Raw genomic sequence first — 16,522 nt, 5'->3', positions numbered from 1 at the left:
TCCCATTGGTGGTGGAGGTGAGGTCGCCGGTAGCGACCTGGCGAACCGATAGTGGAACCACGCCCATTCGACCGAAACGGAAAAGCTCCCGCCTTTGCCGGGAAAAATGCCCAAACCGCACATGACTTAGCCTTGCTGCGAAAGCCGCTCCTGCCTACCGCCACAAGCCCTACTACCAAGGGACTAGGCGCGAGCCACCAAAGCAGCATTCGGTGGCGACGGTGCTGTTTCTAAGATGCTCGCAAGCAAGCTCGATAAGAGCTGTTGTGCGTGCATTGGATAGAGGCCTTGAACATGACGATGAAAAAGAACACCGGTTTTGCATACCTGCTGTTGGCGTTTTCGAGCAGCCTCTGGGCGCATGGCGATGTGGTGCCCCAGGCCGTCAAGACCGAGGGGCTGGAGCCGCTGGGCGCAGAATGGCGCGACGAAAACCCCTACCGGGACAATGCCAAGGCGATCGAGATCGGTTCCTCGGCCTATAACCAGAACTGCGCGGCCTGCCATGGCCTGGAAGCCAAGTCCGGCGGCATCGCCCCGGACCTGCGCTTGCTCGAAACTGGGGTTTCCGGGGATGAGTGGTACAAGGAGCGGGTGATCAACGGTGCGGTGCGCGATGGCCGGGTGTACATGCCGAAGATGGCCGACTACCTCAGCCAGGAAGCGCTGTGGGCCGTGCGCAGTTACCTGGAGAGCGTGGCCATCGAGGAGTAACGCACATGCGCCTGATCAGCCTGTGGTTGGCTGCCTTGTGGCTGCTCTGTGCGCCGGCGCATGCCCAGGTGCGCGCCTATGATTCGATCATCGAATCCGGTGTGCTCAAGGTCGCGGTGTACCAGGATTTCCCGCCCTACAGCTTCCAGCAGGACGGTCAGCCGCGCGGCGTCGATGTCGAACTGGCGCAGGCCCTGGCCACAGGCCTGGGGGTCAAGCTCGAACTGATCTGGGCACCGCCCGGCGAGAAGCTCGACGACGACCTGCGCGACTACATCTGGCGCGGCCATTACCTGCGCCCCGAGGTGTTGGCCGATGTGATGATGCGCGTGCCGTACGACCGCGAGTTTTCCTACAAGAGCAACGAATTTGGCGAGTTGGTCAACGAACTGGTGGTGATGTTCGGCCCCTACCAGCGCGAGCGCTGGCAGGTGGCATTCGACCGCCGCCGGCTGGATGCCGTGCCGAGCGTGGCGGTGTTCCAACGGCACCCGATCGGCGTCGAGGTCGAGAGCGTACCGTCGTTCTATCTGTCGTCGGTGTTCGACGGCCTGCTCAGTGGCCAGACCCATCACTTCAACAACCCGCAAGCGGCGTTCGTCGGGATGAAGCACGGCGAAGTGGACGCGGTGATGGCCATGCGCGGCGAGATCGATTGGCAGCTCAAGCAGGCCGCCGACAGCAACCTGGCGCTGGCGGAAAACGCCTACCCGGACATGGGCAAACAGGTCTGGGATATCGGCATGGCGGTGCACGAAAGCAACCGGCAACTGGCGTATGCGCTGGAGGAAAAACTCGAAGAGCTGATCCTCGCCGGCGAACTGAAAGACCTGTACGGCCGCTATGGCCTGCGCTACGAATTGCCCGGCCTGTATCAGGAGGTCGAATAGCTACGCCGTTGCAGGTTGCTGTCCGAAGTGGGAGGTGGGTGATGGAGTTTGACTGGCGTTCATTGGCACTGTTGGCGTTGTTTGCCTTGCCCTGGGACAGTTGGGGCGCGCAGCGCGACCCGGTGACCTCGGTGATGTGGGACTACTACCACGAACGCCTGCTCGACGGTGCGGAGTTCGTCTTCGATGAGCAGGTCAAGCTGCTGGCACCGCCGTTTGCCGAAGACGCGCGGCAGGTGCCGATCGAGGTCGATGCCCGTGCATTGCCGGGCGAGGTGGTGCGCATGCTCGCCTGGGCCGAGTTGAATCCGATCCCGCAGATTTTCGACTTCCAACCGGGTAATGAGGTAGTGCCGCGTCTGGCCATCCGCATTCGCGTCGAGCAGGCCACGCCGATTCGCGTGGCGGTGCTGACCCGCGATGGCCTCTGGCATGTTGGCTCCACCCACATCGAAGCGGCTGGCGGTGGTTGCAGCGCGCCGAGCGTGGTGCGCTCCCAGCCGGGTTGGGAAGAGCGCCTCGGCGACGTGTTCGGCAAACGCTTCGCCTTGGCCGATTCCAGCCGTTTGCGCTTGCAGATCGCCCACCCGATGGACAACGGTTTGATCAGCGGTATTCCCGAGTTTTTCCTTAACCAGGCGGTGTTGCGCGACGCCGCCGGGAAGACCTTGGCTACCTTGGAGCTGTTCTCGGCGGTCAGCGAAAACCCGAGCATCGGCCTGGAAGTCAAAGGCGTGGGCGAAACCCAACTGTGGCTGCGCGACAACAATGGCAACGAGTTCGAGGCAGCGCTCTGACGTCGCATGCGCCGCCGCCAAGATGCGCCGCGAATGCGTTGCAAGCGCTTTATCAGCACAGGATAAACATCATGATCAAAGTCAGCGTGCTCTACCCCCACACCCTCGGCGGGCGTTTCGATATCGCCTATTACTGCCAGCAACACATGGCCATCGTCCGCGAATGCCTGGGCGACGCCTGTAAAGGCATCGCCGTCGATCACGGCTTGGCCAGCGCCACGCCCGGCGAGGCGGCGCCATTCGCCGCCATGGGCCATCTGTATTTCGACAGCCTGGAGGATTTCCAGCAGAGCTTCGGCCCACATGCGCAGCGGATCATGGGCGACCTGCCGAACTTCACCGACAGCCAGCCGCTGGTGCAGATCAGCGAGGTCAAACTCGCCCCCTGAGCGCGCCCGCGCGTTGCCCATGCGCCAAGCCGGGCGTTAGCTGGCGGCAGGCGGCACTGAACCCAAGAGGTCTGTATGCGCTGGATTTTTGCCCTGGGCCTGCTGTGTTGCGCACTGCTGGCACGCGCCGATTTCGACTATGCCCTGCAACCCCGTGAGATTGCCGAAGGCATCTGGTTGCTCGAAGGCAGCACCGAGAACTTCGACCCGCGCAACGGCGGCGCCATCGTCAACACGGGTTTTATCGTCACCACTGCGGGGGTGCTGGTAATCGACAGCGGCCCGTCGAAACGCTATGGCGAGGCCTTGCGCCGGGCGATTGCCACGGTCACCGATAAGCCGGTGATCAAGCTGTTGCTGACCCACCACCACCCCGACCATGTACTGGGCAACCAGGCTTTTAGCGATGTGCCGATTGCCGCCTTGCCCGGCACCACGGCTTTGCTTGGCGAACAGGGCGAGGCCATGGCGGAAAGCATGTACCGCCTGGTCGGCGACTGGATGCGTGGCACCGAGGTAGTCTTGCCGAATGAAACCCTGGTGCCCGGCGTGCTGCAAGTGGGCGATCGGCAGCTGCGACTGCTCGCCTTGCGTGGCCACACCGGCGCGGATTTGGCGATTTTCGATGAGCGCAGCGGCGTGCTGTTTGCCGGTGACATGCTCTTCTACCAACGCGCCTTGACCACCCCGGGTACGCCAGGCCTGGATGTCTGGCTGGCGGATCTCGCGCACTTGCAGGCGCTGCCATGGCAACAGATCGTTCCCGGACACGGCCCGGTCGCCAGCAGCGCGGCGCCGTTCGAGCAGATGCGCGACTACCTCGGCTGGCTGGACGGCCTGCTGCGCGCGGGCGCGGAGCAGGGCGCGGACATGAATACGCTGATCCGCAGCGCGATCCCCGAGCGTTTCGCCGGCGTCAGCTTGAGTCGTTACGAATTGGTGCGCAGCGTCAGTCACCTGTACCCGCGTTATGAGCAGGCGCAGATGCAGAGGGTGGATAGGTGAGGGATACCCAGTTGTCAGACTTCGCGGCTAAAGCCGCTCCCACAGGGCCGTGCGCAACCTGTGTGGGAGCGGTTTTAACCGCGATGCGGTTAGCCGCTTTTTCGCACGAGCCTATAGGTGGCTAGCAAGGCTTTTAGAGCGCCACTTCGGTGACGGGTAGCGGCGCTTGCAGCTCAACCGTTTCCGGCGCGACCGGGACGAAGGTCAGTTGCAGCAGTGCGCTGCTCCAGGCGCGGGTCTGGTTGGTCAGCTCCAGATCGTCGTTCAGCTTCTGGCCGTAGGAGGGGATGATTTGCTTCAGCTTGGCCTGCCATTGCGGGCTCTTGAGCTCGTCCTGAAAGGTCTTTTCCAGCAGCTGCAACATGATCGGTGCGGCTGTCGAAGCACCAGGCGATGCGCCCAGCAGGGCGGCGATGCTGCCGTCCGCGGAGCTGACGATTTCGGTGCCGAACTGCAGGATGCCGCCATGCTCGGGATCTTTCTTGATCACCTGCACGCGTTGCCCGGCCGTCAGCAGCGACCAATCCTCGGCGTTGGCGCCTGGGAAGTAGTCCTTCAAGGAGTCGATGCGGTCTTCCTGGCTGAGCATCAACTGCCCCATCAGGTAGGTGCTCAGCGACAGGTTGTCGAGGCCGGCATGGGTCATTGGCAGGATGTTGTGGGTGGTCAGGCTGGCGAACATATCCAGCCACGAACCGTGTTTGAGGAACTTGGTGGAGAAGGTGGCGAACGGCCCGAACAGCAGCGCTTTCTCGCCATCGATCACGCGGGTATCCAGGTGCGGCACCGACATCGGCGGCGAACCCACCGAGGCCAGGCCATACACCTTGGCCTGATGCTGGGCGACGATGGCCGGGTTTTTGGTTACCAGGAACTGGCCGCCCACCGGGAAGCCGGCGTAGCCATCGGCCTCGGGAATGCCGGATTGTTGTAGCAGCTTGAGTGCACCGCCGCCCGCGCCGATGAACACGAACTTGGCGTTGACGCTGGTTTCCTGCTCGCCGTTGGCCAGGTCGGCGACCACCACGGTCCAGGTATTGTCGGCGTTGCGCACGATGTCGCGCACTTCGTGTTGCAGGTGCAGGTTGAAACCGTCCTGCTTTGCCAGGGAGTCGATCAACTGACGGGTGATTTCGCCGAAGTTGACGTCAGTACCGATCTGCACGCGGGTGGCCGCCAGCTTCTCGCCAGGCGCGCGGCCGGCCATCACCAGGGGCACCCACTGTGCGATCTGCGCCGGATCTTCCGAGTACTCCATGCCACGGAACAGCGTGCTGTGTTGCAGGGCCGCGTGGCGCTTTTTCAGGAACTCGACGTTTTTGTCGCCCCAGACGAAGCTCATGTGCGGCACGTTGTTGATAAAGGATTTCGGGTTGTTCAGCACATTCTGCTGCACCTGATAGGCCCAGAACTGCTTGGAGATTTCGAAGGATTCGTTGATCGCCACCGCCTTGCTGATGTCGATGCTGCCATCGGCCTTTTCGGGGGTGTAGTTCAACTCGGCGAAGGCCGAATGGCCAGTGCCGGCGTTGTTCCACGGATTGGAGCTTTCTGCGGCAACCTGATCGAGGCGCTCGTACAGGTCGATGGTCCAGCCGGGTTCCAGCTCGTTGAGGTAGGTGCCCAGGCTCGCGCTCATGATGCCGCCGCCGATCAGAAGGACATCCACGGTTTTTTCTGGTTCGGGGTGCTTGGCGCAGGCGATCACGCTCAAGCACATCAGGGTCAACAGGAGTTTTTTCATTAGACAGACCATTTTTAAGTGTGAAGTTGGCAGGCATCGCCTGCCTGATAGCCCTAGAGGCTAGCAGGTGTCATCGCCGGCGCTGTGCATTGGCCATTGGCTCTCGTTGTGCGCTGGTGGCGAAATCACGACCCTGCCTTGCTGCGGCAGCGTATTCGTTGTCAGAGGGGCCTACCTGCGCATGCGCCAGGCGGCCTGCGGCAGTGCGGCCAGGCTTAAGCAAAACCAGTGCCGAAACGATTCAGCCGGGCTAAATAGCCGTCGCACGCCGGGCTAAATAGTCGGCGAGGCATACGCTCGTGGCGGAATGTCGCCATTCACGCGGGCTGTGTGCGGTCTGTTTGGCGGCTTTCCGCCGAGCTGGTGTGGCGAAACCCTGCGCTCAAGGTTGCTATCGCCTGGCGGCTATCGGCCCGCCGCCGTTGCTTGCCGGAGTATTGCTACCAAGGGAGTAGCGAAATCGGCACTGCGTGCAATTGTTGGGTGCCCCCCGGAAGCCAAGAATCTGCGGCAGATCGGGAAAATTTCCCGGTGATAACAATTAACCCGCAGAGGTAGCCGCAATGAAACACTCCGGTCTTCGCAAACCTTTCGTTCTCAGTGCACTGTGTGCCGCCATGTTGTTGCCTGGTCTGTCGGCGTGGGCCGTCACCGATCAGCAGATCCTCGACGATGTGAAAACCACCGACGAGATCGTCACCAACGGCATGGGCCTGCAAGGGCAGCGCTATAGCCCGCTGGATACGCTCAACACTGACAACGTCAAGGACCTGCGGCCTGTCTGGGCCATGTCCTTTGGTGGCGAAAAGCAGCGCGGCCAGCAGGCCCAGCCGTTGATCAAAGATGGCGTGATGTATGTGACGGCGTCTTACTCGCGGGTGTATGCGGTGGATGCGCGCACCGGGCGTGAGCTGTGGCAATACGATGCGCGCCTGCCCGACGACATCCGCCCGTGTTGCGACGTGATCAACCGTGGTGTGGCGCTGTATGGCGACCTGGTGATCTTCGGCACCCTGGATGCCAAGCTGGTGGCCCTGAACAAGGACACCGGCAAGGTGGTGTGGCGCAAGAACGTCGCCGACCACAAGGCCGGCTACTCGATCACCGCGGCGCCGCTGGTGATCAACGGCAAGCTGATCACCGGGGTGTCCGGCGGCGAGTTTGGCGTGGTCGGCAAGATCGAAGCCTATGACCCGAAAAATGGCGAGCTGCTGTGGACCCGTCCGACCGTGGAAGGCCACATGGGTTACGTCTACAAGGACGGCAAGGCGGTCGAGCACGGCATCACCGGCGGCGAAGCCGGCAAGACCTGGCCGGGCGACCTGTGGAAAACCGGCGGTGCCGCGCCTTGGCTGGGCGGCTACTACGACCCGGAAACCAACCAACTGCTGTTCGGCACCGGTAACCCGGCGCCGTGGAACTCGCACCTGCGCCCTGGCGACAACCTCTATTCGTCCTCGCGTCTGGCGCTCAACCCGGACGACGGCACCATCAAATGGCACTTCCAGACCACCCCGCACGACGGCTGGGACTACGACGGCGTCAATGAGCTGATTTCCTTCAACTACCAAGAGGGCGGCAAGACCATCAAGGCGGCGGCCACTGCCGACCGTAACGGTTTCTTCTACGTGCTCGACCGCACCAACGGCAAGTTCATCCGCGGTTTCCCCTTCGTCGACAAGATCACCTGGGCCAAGGGCCTGGACAAGGACGGCCGCCCGCTCTACGACGACGCCAACCGCCCTGGCGCACCGGGTGGCGCAACCAAAGGCAACTCGGTCTTCGTCGCACCGGCCTTCCTCGGCGCGAAGAACTGGATGCCGATGGCCTACAGCCAGGACACCGGCTTGTTCTATGTACCGTCCAACGAGTGGGGCATGGACATCTGGAACGAAGACATCGCCTACAAGAAAGGCGCGGCTTACCTCGGTTCGGGCTTCACCATCAAGCCGCTGAACGAGGATTACATCGGCGTGCTGCGTGCCATCGACCCGAAAACCGGCAAGGAAGTCTGGCGTCAGAAGAACTTCGCGCCGCTCTGGGGCGGGGTGATGACCACCAAGGGCAACCTGGTGTTCACCGGCAACCCCGAGGGTTTCCTGCAAGCCTTCAACGCCAAGACTGGCGAAAAGGTCTGGGAATTCCAGACCGGTTCCGGCGTGCTCGGCTCGCCGGTCACCTGGGAGATGGACGGCGAGCAGTACCTCTCGGTGCTGTCCGGCTGGGGCGGTGCGGTACCGCTGTGGGGCGGCGAAGTGGCCAAGCGGGTGAAGAACTTCAACCAGGGCGGCATGCTCTGGACCTTCAAACTGCCCAAGGACCTGGTCGCCAAGCAGTGATCCACAGGGCGTAAGTACGCGTGTATGACGATGGTCGGGCTTGCCCGGCCATTGGCATTTTTGCGTTGTGGCTAGCCAGCATCAGCCCGCAATGGGCCAGTGCACCCGTCACCGCGTCGTGGCAGGTGCTGGAGGAGGGCTTATGGAACAGCGGATGCGCACTGCGTTAACGCGCCGCCAGTTGCTTGCAGGCATGACGGCCTTGCCCTGGCTAATGGGTGGCCCGCTGCAGGCGGCCGGCGCGGCGCGGGTGGTGGTGATCGGCGGTGGGTTTGCCGGGGCCACGGCGGCGCGTTACCTGAAGCGTCAGGCACCGCAGTTGCAGGTGATCCTCCTGGAGCCGCGTGAGGCCGTGTATACCTGCCCGTTCAGCAACCAGGTGCTGGGCGGGTTGCGCGAGTTGGCGACGATTCGCCAGTCGTTTGCCGCGCTGCAACGCCAGCAGATCATCCACCTGCGCACATGGGCGCGCGACATCGACCTGGCGGCGCGGCAGATCGAATTGCGCGACGGGCATCGCCTGCGTTACGACCGCGTGCTGCTGGCGCCGGGCATCGCCATGCGCTGGAATGCCGTCGAGGGCTATGACCGGGCGGCTGCCGAGCAACTGCCGCATGCCTGGCAGGCTGGCGCGCAAACCCGCTTGCTGCGCCGGCAGTTGCAGGCCATGGACGATGGCGGGCTGGTGCTCATCAGCGTGCCGGATAACCCCTACCGTTGCCCGCCCGGCCCTTATGAGCGCGCGGGCCTGATCGCGCATTACCTGAGCCGCCACAAGCCGCGCAGCAAAGTGCTGATCCTCGACAGCAAGGACAGTTTCTCCAAGCAGGCGCTGTTCCAGCAGGGCTGGCGCGGGTTGTATGGCGAGCGCATCGAATGGGTCGGGCGGGCTGGCGATGGCCAGGTGGTGCGGGTGGATGGCGCGCGGCGCGAGCTGTTCAGCGAATTCGGCCAGCGGCATCGGGCGGCGGTGATCAACCTGATCCCGCCGCAAAAAGCCGGGCTGATCGCCGAGCGCGCGGGCTTGACCGATGCCAGCGGTTGGGTGCCGATTGTGCCGAGCAGCTTTCAGGCGCGGGAAAACCCCTATGTGTATGTCGCAGGCGACGCCTGCATCGCCGCGCCGATGCCCAAGTCGGCCTACAGCGCGAATGCCCAGGCCAAGGTTGCGGTGGCCGCGTTGCTGGCCGACCTGGCCGGGATCGAAGCGCCGGCGCCAGCGTGGCGCAATACCTGTTACAGCCTGCTGGCGCCGGGGCAGGCGGTGTCCATTGCGGCGGATTACGCCGTGCAGGCGCAGCGTCTGATCGAACTGCCGGACAGCCTGACGCTCAGCCCACTCGATGCGCCCGTCAGCGTGCGCGCGCAGGAAGCCGCGCTTGCCGAAGCCTGGTACCAGAGCATCTGCGCCGATGCCTGGGGCGCGGCGTGATCAAGCCCGCGCTGTGCCTGCTGCTCACCGCGTTGCTGAGTCACGCGGCCTGGGGCGCGCAGTGGGGACGTGCGCAACCGGCGGTCGAACGCTGGCTGGACGGGCAGGCCCCACAGGCGCAAGGTCTGACGCTGCAACTGGCCGAGTGGGTCGAGGATGGCGCCTTCGTGCCGCTGAGCCTGACCCTGCACGGCGCCGAACCACCGGTGGCGATCAGCGTGTTGCGCAGTGGCGAGCATGACCCGCGCATCGCCCTGATCAGCGCATGGCTGTGGCAGCCGCCGTTGCAACTCGCGACGCGGGTGCGCTTGCCCAGCAGCCAGCAGGTGATCGTGCTGGCCCGCGATGGGCGGGGCCGGGTGTGGCTGGCGGCGCAGTCGGTTGCGGTGCTCGCCAGCAGTTGTCTGGCGCCGAGCCTGGGCGACCCATGGGCGGGGCTTGGCCAGCTACAGGCCCAGGCCGACGGCGAAGATGTGCTGGCGGTGCGCAGCATGCTGCGTCACCCGATGGAAACCGGCCGCCGCCAGACCGCGGATGGGCAGCGGTTACCGCGGCGGCTGGCCGCGCGTTTCGAGATCGATGGCGCGCAGGGGCGGGTGCTCGGCATCGAACTTTTTGCAGGGCTGGCTGCCAACCCTTACTGGTGGCTGCGTCTGCCCAGGCATAGCGCGCCGTTGCTGCTGCGCTGGCAAGACGCCGACGGTGCGCTATACCAGAAGCGGTTGCCCTGAACGCGGGAAAGCCCTCTGCGCAGCGGGTTTGCGCCTCTACTACCAAATGACGAGAGGTTTTATGCCTTGGGCGCATACCCGATGGCCCAGCGGCTTCCTAATATCCAACCATGACCTGTTCCACGCTTTCGGGGCAGGCTCCGACAACCAGAGAGGACCGCATCATGATTTACGCCAAACCCGGTACGCCAGGCGCCGTCGTCACCCTCAAGCCGCGCTATGGCAACTACATCGGCGGCGAGTTCGTCGCGCCGCTCAACGGTGAATACTTCACCAACACCAGCCCGGTCGACGCCTCGGTGATTGGCGAATTCCCCCGCTCCGGCAGCGCCGACATCGAACGCGCGCTGGACGCCGCGCATGCCGCCGCCGACGCCTGGGGCAAGACCTCGGCGCAGAACCGTGCGCTGGTGCTGCTGAAGATCGCCGACCGCATTGAAGCCAACCTCGAACTGCTGGCCGTGGCCGAAAGCTGGGACAACGGCAAGGCCGTGCGCGAAACCCTGAATGCCGACGTGCCGCTGGCTGCCGACCACTTCCGCTACTTCGCCGGCTGCATCCGCGCCCAGGAAGGCAGTGCCGCGGAAATCGACGAACTGACTGCCGCCTACCACTTCCACGAGCCGTTGGGCGTGGTCGGGCAGATCATCCCGTGGAACTTCCCGCTGCTGATGGCCGCCTGGAAACTCGCCCCGGCCCTGGCCGCCGGCAACTGCATCGTACTCAAACCGGCCGAGCAGACGCCGCTGTCGATCAGCCTGTTCGCCGAACTGATCGGCGACCTGCTGCCGCCGGGTGTACTCAACATCGTCCAGGGCTACGGCCGCGAGGCCGGTCAGGCACTGGCCACCAGCACGCGCATCGCCAAGCTGGCCTTCACCGGCTCGACTCCGGTGGGCGCGCACATCATGCGTTGCGCCGCCGACAACATCATCCCGAGCACCGTCGAGCTGGGCGGCAAATCGCCGAACATCTTCTTCGAAGACATCATGCAGGCCGAGCCGAGCTTTATCGAAAAGGCCGCCGAAGGCCTGGTGCTGGCGTTCTTCAACCAGGGCGAAGTGTGTACCTGCCCGTCGCGGGCGCTGGTGCAGGAGTCGATCTACCCGGCGTTCATGGCCGAGGTGATGAAGAAAATCACCCAGATCAAACGCGGCAACCCGCTGGACACCGAGACCATGGTCGGCGCCCAGGCCTCCGAGCAGCAGTTCGACAAGATCTTGAGCTACCTGCAAATCGCTCAACAGGAAGGCGCCGAGCTGCTCACCGGCGGCGCGGCGGAAAGCCTCGATGGCAACCTGGCCAGCGGCTATTACATCCAGCCGACCCTGCTCAAGGGCAACAACAAGATGCGCGTGTTCCAGGAAGAGATCTTCGGCCCGGTGGTCAGCGTGACCACCTTCAAGGACGAAGCCGAAGCCCTGGCGATCGCCAACGACACCGAGTTCGGCCTCGGCGCCGGCCTGTGGACCCGCGACATCAACCGCGCCTACCGCATGGGCCGCGGGATCAAGGCCGGGCGCGTGTGGACCAACTGCTACCACCTGTATCCGGCGCACGCCGCGTTCGGTGGCTACAAGAAATCCGGCGTCGGCCGCGAGAACCACAAGATGATGCTCGACCACTATCAGCAGACCAAGAACCTGCTGATCAGCTACGACATCAACCCGATGGGCTTCTTCTGATTCAGCCCTATTAACCCGGCGCGCGTGCTCCCGTGCGCCGGCTCCTTCCTGCGATATGCCTTCGGGCAGGATTTGCATCGGGCGGCAGTCGCCCGATTGACGGCAGCAGATCTCTCACGCAACGCGGCTTCGGCCGCGTTTTTTATTGCGCGTCACTACAGCAAGCGCTCGCGGACACGTCCGCTTCGAGCGTGGCGTTGGCTCGGGCCGCGTAGGTTGGGGCGCAATGCGCCATGCCATCGCCTGTTGGTGCGCCCGCGAGCGTCTGGTCGCGGTCCGGAGCGCTACCAATGCCAGCCCGATTTCCTCCCAAAGTACCATTCAGTCGTGCACGTCCTCGGTGCATAACTAGCAGGGCCGGAATTCGCCGGCTTCGATAAGAAGAGGACCTCCCCATGTGGACTAAACCCGCTTTCACCGACATGCGTATTGGTTTCGAAGTAACCATGTACTTCGCCAATCGTTGATCCGCTTTGCCCCGGCTCTGTCGGGGCATCTCAACCGGAAGCCTCCATGCATATCCAGATTCTTGGCTCCGCCGCCGGCGGTGGATTTCCCCAGTGGAACTGCAACTGCCGCAATTGCCGTGGCGTGCGCGATGGCAGCTTGAATGCCCAGCCGCGCACGCAATCCTCGATTGCCCTGAGCGACAACGGCACGCACTGGATTCTGTGTAACGCCTCGCCGGATATCCGCGCGCAGCTCGACGCGTTCCCGGCCTTGCAGCCGGCACGCAGGCTGCGTGACACGGCGATTGGCGCGATCATCCTGTTGGATAGCCAGATTGACCACACCACCGGGTTGCTGACCCTGCGCGAAGGCTGCCCGCACCAGGTCTGGTGTACCGAAATGGTGCATCAGGACCTCAGCAGCGGTTTCCCGCTGTTCAACATGCTCAGCCATTGGCACGGCGGCTTGCAGCACCACCTGATCGAGTTGGACGGCGCGCCGTTCAGCATTCCCGTTTGCCCGGATTTGCACATCAGCGCGATCCCGCTGCGCAGCAGTGCGCCGCCGTATTCGCCGCACCGCGGCAACCCGCAGCCGGGCGACAACATCGGCCTGTTCGTCGAAGACCGCCGCACGGGTGGCACGTTGTTCTACGCGCCGGGTCTGGGTCAGGTCGACGAGGCCTTGCTCGGCTGGATGCGCCGCGCCGACTGCCTGCTGGTCGATGGCACGCTGTGGCGCGACGACGAGATGCGCGTCTGCGAGGTCGGCGACAAGCTCGGCAGCGAGATGGGCCACCTGTGCCAGAGCGGCCCCGGCGGCATGATCGAGGTGCTCGATGGTTTGCCCGCCGCGCAGAAGATCCTGATCCACATCAACAACACCAATCCGATCCTCGATCTCGATTCGCCGGAGCGCGCCGAGCTGCGTGCCCATGGCATCGAGGTCGCCAGCGACGGCATGAGCATTCAGCTGTAAGGAGCCAGGCACATGAGCCATCCCGCCATGAACCCTGCCGAATTCGAGCAGGCGCTGCGCGCCAAGGGCGCCTATTACCACATCCATCATCCCTTCCACCGGGCGATGTACGCCGGCCAGGCCAGCCGCGAGCAGATTCAGGGCTGGGTCGCCAACCGCTTCTACTACCAGCTGAATATCCCGCTGAAGGATGCGGCGATCCTGGCCAACTGCCCGCAGCGCGACATCCGCCGCGAGTGGCTGCAACGCATCCTCGACCACGACGGCGCACCGGGCGTCGCTACGTCCGGCGAGGAGGGCGGTATCGAGGCCTGGTTGCGCCTGGCCGAGGCTGTGGGCCTGGCGCGCGAGCAGGTGCTGTCGCAGGAGTTGGTGTTGCCTGGCGTGCGTTTCGCCGTGGATGCCTACGTCAACTTCGCCCGCCGCGCCAGCTGGCAGGAGGCGGCGAGCAGCTCGCTGACCGAACTGTTCGCCCCGCAGATTCACCAGTCGCGCTTGCAGGCCTGGCCGCAGCATTACCCGTGGATCGACGCCAGCGGCTACGACTACTTCCGCAAGCGCCTGCAACAAGCACGCCGCGATGTCGAGCATGGCCTGCACATCACCTTGCAGCACTACACCACCTATGAGGCGCAGCAACGCATGCTGGAGATCCTGCAATTCAAGCTGGACGTGCTGTGGAGCATGCTCGATGCCATGAGCATGGCCTACGAACTGGAGCGCCCGCCGTATCACACGGTGACCGCCGAGCGCGTCTGGCATCGGGGGATCGCATTGTGAGCGGCCGTCCATTGCTGCGCACGGCGCCTAGTGCCGCTTCAACCATCACTGTAGGGTGGGTTAGCGGCGCCAAGCGCAGAGCGATCAGGCACCGCCAGCGTGGCGCGCCGCGTAACCCACCAAGCGATCTCCCGCGTTGCGCCGATGGTGGGTTACGGCGCCACGGCTCTTGCAGGATCATCGTTATCGGCAGCGTGCGCCCAACCCACCCTACGAGAGCCCACAAGCCTGGCGTTGAACCGACAGTTCAACGCTGTCGCGACACTAGGGGCGAGGCCGTGCTTGTCGTCGGGGGCGCCGCACGCCGCGCAGTACGGGTGACGCCATGAACCAAGCCCTGCAACAAAAAGTCCCCGCACTGCGCCGCGGTTTTCGTCTGCAGTGGGAAGCGGTGCAAGGTTGCCACGTGCTGCTCTACCCGGAAGGCATGATCAAGCTCAACGACAGCGCCGGAGAAATTCTCCAGCAGGTCAACGGCGCGCAGAGCGTGGCGCAGATTATCGACGCCTTGCGCGGGCGGTTTCCGGATGTACCGGGAATCGATGAAGACATCCTGACCTTTATGGAGGTAGCCAATGCTCAGTTCTGGATCGAGCTGCACTAGCAGTCCTTTGCAAGGCGTTGGCGAGGCAGTCGAGCCTGTTTTTAACGACGCATCGGCAGCGCAGGTAGCCTTGCAAGGGACTGCCGGTCACGCCCCGGGTCCGCCGCTGTGGCTACTGGCTGAGTTGACTTACCGCTGCCCGTTGCAGTGCCCGTACTGTTCCAACCCGTTGGATTTCGCCCAGCAGGGCGCGGAGCTGACGACCGCCGAGTGGATCGAGGTGTTTCGCCAGGCACGCGAGCTGGGCGCCGCGCAGTTGGGTTTTTCCGGCGGCGAGCCGCTGGTGCGCCAAGACCTCGCCGAGCTGATCAAGGCAGCGCGTGACCTGGGTTATTACACCAACCTGATCACCTCGGGTATCGGCCTAACCGAGCAGCGTATCGCCAGCTTCAGCGAGGCCGGCCTGGACCATATCCAGATCAGCTTTCAGGCCGCCGACGAGGAGGTGAACAACCTGCTCGCCGGCTCGAAGAAGGCCTTCGCCCACAAGCTGGCCATGGCCCGCGCGGTCAAGGCGCATGGCTACCCGATGGTGCTGAATTTCGTCACTCATCGGCACAACATCGACAACATCGAGCGCATCATCGAGCTGTGCCTGGAGCTGGAGGCGGATTTCGTCGAGCTGGCCACCTGCCAGTTCTACGGCTGGGCCGAGCTCAACCGCGCCGGCCTGCTGCCGACCCGCGCGCAACTGCAACGCGCCGAGCGCATCACCAATGAGTGGCGCGCCAAACTGGCGGCGCAAAACCATCCGTGCAAGCTGATCTTCGTCACCCCGGACTACTACGAAGAGCGCCCCAAGGCCTGCATGAACGGTTGGGGCAACCTGTTCCTCGACATCACCCCGGACGGCACCGCGCTGCCGTGCCACAGCGCCCGCCAGTTGCCGGTGCAGTTTCCCAACGTGCGCGAGCACAGCATCGAGCACATCTGGCGCGATTCTTTCGGGTTCAACCGCTTTCGCGGCGACGACTGGATGCCCGAGCCATGCCGCTCCTGCGACGAGAAACACAAGGATTTCGGCGGCTGCCGTTGCCAGGCTTTCATGCTCACCGGCGATGCCAGCAATGCCGACCCGGTGTGCAGCAAATCAGCGCATCATGGGGTGATTCTGCAAGCCCGTCTGGAGGCCGAACAGTCGCCTGGCGCGCTGCACGCCTTGCAGTTTCGCAACGAGAAGGCCTCCAAGCTGATTTGCAAGGGTTGAATATGCACCGGAAAAGGCCGCCCCTTGACTAGCCGCGTTGCACCTTACGGATTCTGGCAAAGCCCCTGGACGAGCGCGCAGGCGGCGGCCGCCAGCCGCGATTTCGCCGAGCTGCGCGCCGGTCTGGGCGGCCTGGTGTGGCTGGAGTACGACCCGGCGGATGCGCGCTCGTGCCTGTGGCACTGGACGACGGATGGCTGTGCATGCCTGACGCCCGCCGAGATGTCGGTGCGCAGCCGGGTCTACGAATACGGCGGTGGCGCGTTCTGCTTGGCGGAGCAGGGCCTGGTCTTCGTCAACGAGGCCGATCAGCAGCTGTACTGGCAAGCGCTGGGCGCCGCGCCATGCGCGCTGACGCACACTGCCGATTGCCGGTTCGGCGACCTGCAGTTCGACCCGCAGGCGCATGCCGTGCTGGCCATTGAGGAGTCGCATGGCGCGGCGGCGGTGGCGCATCGCCTGGTCAGCATCGCCCTGGCCGATGGTGCTCGCCACGTGCTGGCCGAAGGCGCTGATTTCTATGCGGCGCCCACGCTCAGCGCCGATGGCCAGCGCCTGGCCTGGATCGAGTGGGATCGCCCGCAGCAACCCTGGCTGGCTACTCGTTTATGCAGCATGCGGCGTGAGCCGAGCGGCGTCTGGCAGGCGGCCCAGGTCATCGCAGGGCAGGGCGCCGACGTGGCGTTGCAGCAACCGTGTTTCGATGAGCAAGGACGGCTGTTGGTGTTGAGCGACCGCCACGGTTACTGGCAACCGTGGCGCGAGTCGCTGGCGGGG

At 64.2% G+C, this 16,522-nt stretch carries 15 protein-coding genes and 1 pseudogene; 15 read left to right on the top strand and 1 reads right to left on the bottom strand.

The window, feature by feature from the left end; translation table 11 throughout:
* Positions 1-300 precede the first annotated feature (300 nt).
* The 5 genes from pedF (at position 301) to B3M58_RS14615 (ending at position 3,795) form a co-directional block, all read left to right on the top strand.
* On the top strand, positions 301-714 hold the full coding sequence (pedF, locus tag B3M58_RS14635) for a cytochrome c-550 PedF (RefSeq protein WP_296220584.1): 414 nt from the start codon (positions 301-303) through the stop codon (positions 712-714).
* A gap of 5 nt (positions 715-719) precedes the next feature.
* Positions 720-1,604 carry a substrate-binding periplasmic protein gene (locus B3M58_RS14630; protein WP_296220164.1) on the top strand — a complete coding sequence of 295 codons (885 nt, stop codon included), beginning with the start codon at positions 720-722 and terminating at the stop codon, positions 1,602-1,604.
* 41 nt (positions 1,605-1,645) lie between these two features.
* Positions 1,646-2,401: a quinoprotein dehydrogenase-associated SoxYZ-like carrier gene (locus B3M58_RS14625; RefSeq protein ID WP_296220162.1), complete on the top strand. Its 756-nt coding sequence runs from the start codon at positions 1,646-1,648 to the stop codon at positions 2,399-2,401.
* A gap of 71 nt (positions 2,402-2,472) precedes the next feature.
* On the top strand, positions 2,473-2,790 hold the full coding sequence (locus tag B3M58_RS14620) for an EthD family reductase (protein ID WP_296220161.1): 318 nt from the start codon (positions 2,473-2,475) through the stop codon (positions 2,788-2,790).
* A gap of 75 nt (positions 2,791-2,865) precedes the next feature.
* Positions 2,866-3,795, top strand: coding sequence for a quinoprotein relay system zinc metallohydrolase 1 (locus tag B3M58_RS14615; protein ID WP_296220160.1), 930 nt, complete (start codon positions 2,866-2,868; stop codon positions 3,793-3,795).
* A gap of 133 nt (positions 3,796-3,928) precedes the next feature.
* Here B3M58_RS14615 and B3M58_RS14610 read toward each other — a convergent pair whose 3' ends face one another.
* Positions 3,929-5,539, bottom strand: a complete 1,611-nt coding sequence (locus B3M58_RS14610; protein ID WP_296220158.1) for a malate:quinone oxidoreductase — start codon at positions 5,537-5,539, stop codon at positions 3,929-3,931.
* A 563-nt stretch (positions 5,540-6,102) separates the two neighbouring features.
* Here B3M58_RS14610 and B3M58_RS14605 point away from each other — a divergent pair.
* The 10 genes and pseudogenes from B3M58_RS14605 to B3M58_RS14560 all read left to right on the top strand — a co-directional run.
* Positions 6,103-7,878 (top strand): methanol/ethanol family PQQ-dependent dehydrogenase, encoded by a 1,776-nt coding sequence (locus B3M58_RS14605; protein ID WP_296220156.1) that lies wholly within the window; start codon positions 6,103-6,105, stop codon positions 7,876-7,878.
* 154 nt (positions 7,879-8,032) lie between these two features.
* Positions 8,033-9,310 carry an NAD(P)/FAD-dependent oxidoreductase gene (locus tag B3M58_RS14600; RefSeq protein WP_296220153.1) on the top strand — a complete coding sequence of 426 codons (1,278 nt, stop codon included), beginning with the start codon at positions 8,033-8,035 and terminating at the stop codon, positions 9,308-9,310.
* Positions 9,307-10,041: a thiosulfate oxidation carrier complex protein SoxZ gene (locus B3M58_RS14595; protein ID WP_296220152.1), complete on the top strand. Its 735-nt coding sequence runs from the start codon at positions 9,307-9,309 to the stop codon at positions 10,039-10,041. Before B3M58_RS14600 ends, B3M58_RS14595 begins: the two co-directional genes overlap by 4 nt.
* 164 nt (positions 10,042-10,205) lie before the next feature.
* Positions 10,206-11,726: an aldehyde dehydrogenase family protein gene (locus B3M58_RS14590; protein WP_296220150.1), complete on the top strand. Its 1,521-nt coding sequence runs from the start codon at positions 10,206-10,208 to the stop codon at positions 11,724-11,726.
* 395 nt (positions 11,727-12,121) lie between these two features.
* Complete coding sequence (gene pqqA / locus B3M58_RS14585; RefSeq protein ID WP_003284930.1) at positions 12,122-12,193, top strand: pyrroloquinoline quinone precursor peptide PqqA; 72 nt, start codon at positions 12,122-12,124, stop codon at positions 12,191-12,193.
* Positions 12,194-12,239: 46 nt separating this feature from the next.
* A complete protein-coding gene (pqqB, locus tag B3M58_RS14580; protein WP_296220149.1) occupies positions 12,240-13,154 on the top strand; it encodes a pyrroloquinoline quinone biosynthesis protein PqqB in 915 nt (304 codons plus the stop codon).
* 12 nt (positions 13,155-13,166) lie between these two features.
* A complete protein-coding gene (pqqC, locus tag B3M58_RS14575) occupies positions 13,167-13,934 on the top strand; it encodes a pyrroloquinoline-quinone synthase PqqC (RefSeq protein WP_296220148.1) in 768 nt (255 codons plus the stop codon).
* A gap of 325 nt (positions 13,935-14,259) precedes the next feature.
* Positions 14,260-14,538: a pyrroloquinoline quinone biosynthesis peptide chaperone PqqD gene (gene pqqD, locus B3M58_RS14570; protein ID WP_296220147.1), complete on the top strand. Its 279-nt coding sequence runs from the start codon at positions 14,260-14,262 to the stop codon at positions 14,536-14,538.
* A gap of 70 nt (positions 14,539-14,608) precedes the next feature.
* Positions 14,609-15,745 (top strand): pyrroloquinoline quinone biosynthesis protein PqqE, encoded by a 1,137-nt coding sequence (gene pqqE, locus B3M58_RS14565; RefSeq protein WP_339627987.1) that lies wholly within the window; start codon positions 14,609-14,611, stop codon positions 15,743-15,745.
* A 24-nt stretch (positions 15,746-15,769) separates the two neighbouring features.
* Positions 15,770-16,522 (top strand): annotated as a pseudogene (locus tag B3M58_RS14560) (S9 family peptidase); the annotation flags it as partial.

Origin of the sequence: Pseudomonas sp. UBA2684 (assembly GCA_002354655.1) — a bacterium.
Lineage (GTDB): Bacteria > Pseudomonadota > Gammaproteobacteria > Pseudomonadales > Pseudomonadaceae > Aquipseudomonas.
This window is presented reverse-complemented; position numbering and strand designations above follow the sequence as displayed.

Coding starts and splice junctions, on each gene's coding strand:
- pedF (WP_296220584.1), top strand. CDS start 301: ATGAAAAAGAACACCGGTTTTGCATACCTGCTGTTGGCGTTTTCGAGC.
- B3M58_RS14630 (WP_296220164.1), top strand. CDS start 720: ATGCGCCTGATCAGCCTGTGGTTGGCTGCCTTGTGGCTGCTCTGTGCG.
- B3M58_RS14625 (WP_296220162.1), top strand. CDS start 1,646: ATGGAGTTTGACTGGCGTTCATTGGCACTGTTGGCGTTGTTTGCCTTG.
- B3M58_RS14620 (WP_296220161.1), top strand. CDS start 2,473: ATGATCAAAGTCAGCGTGCTCTACCCCCACACCCTCGGCGGGCGTTTC.
- B3M58_RS14615 (WP_296220160.1), top strand. CDS start 2,866: ATGCGCTGGATTTTTGCCCTGGGCCTGCTGTGTTGCGCACTGCTGGCA.
- B3M58_RS14610 (WP_296220158.1), bottom strand. CDS start 5,539: ATGAAAAAACTCCTGTTGACCCTGATGTGCTTGAGCGTGATCGCCTGC.
- B3M58_RS14605 (WP_296220156.1), top strand. CDS start 6,103: ATGAAACACTCCGGTCTTCGCAAACCTTTCGTTCTCAGTGCACTGTGT.
- B3M58_RS14600 (WP_296220153.1), top strand. CDS start 8,033: ATGCGCACTGCGTTAACGCGCCGCCAGTTGCTTGCAGGCATGACGGCC.
- B3M58_RS14590 (WP_296220150.1), top strand. CDS start 10,206: ATGATTTACGCCAAACCCGGTACGCCAGGCGCCGTCGTCACCCTCAAG.
- pqqB (WP_296220149.1), top strand. CDS start 12,240: ATGCATATCCAGATTCTTGGCTCCGCCGCCGGCGGTGGATTTCCCCAG.
- pqqC (WP_296220148.1), top strand. CDS start 13,167: ATGAGCCATCCCGCCATGAACCCTGCCGAATTCGAGCAGGCGCTGCGC.
- pqqD (WP_296220147.1), top strand. CDS start 14,260: ATGAACCAAGCCCTGCAACAAAAAGTCCCCGCACTGCGCCGCGGTTTT.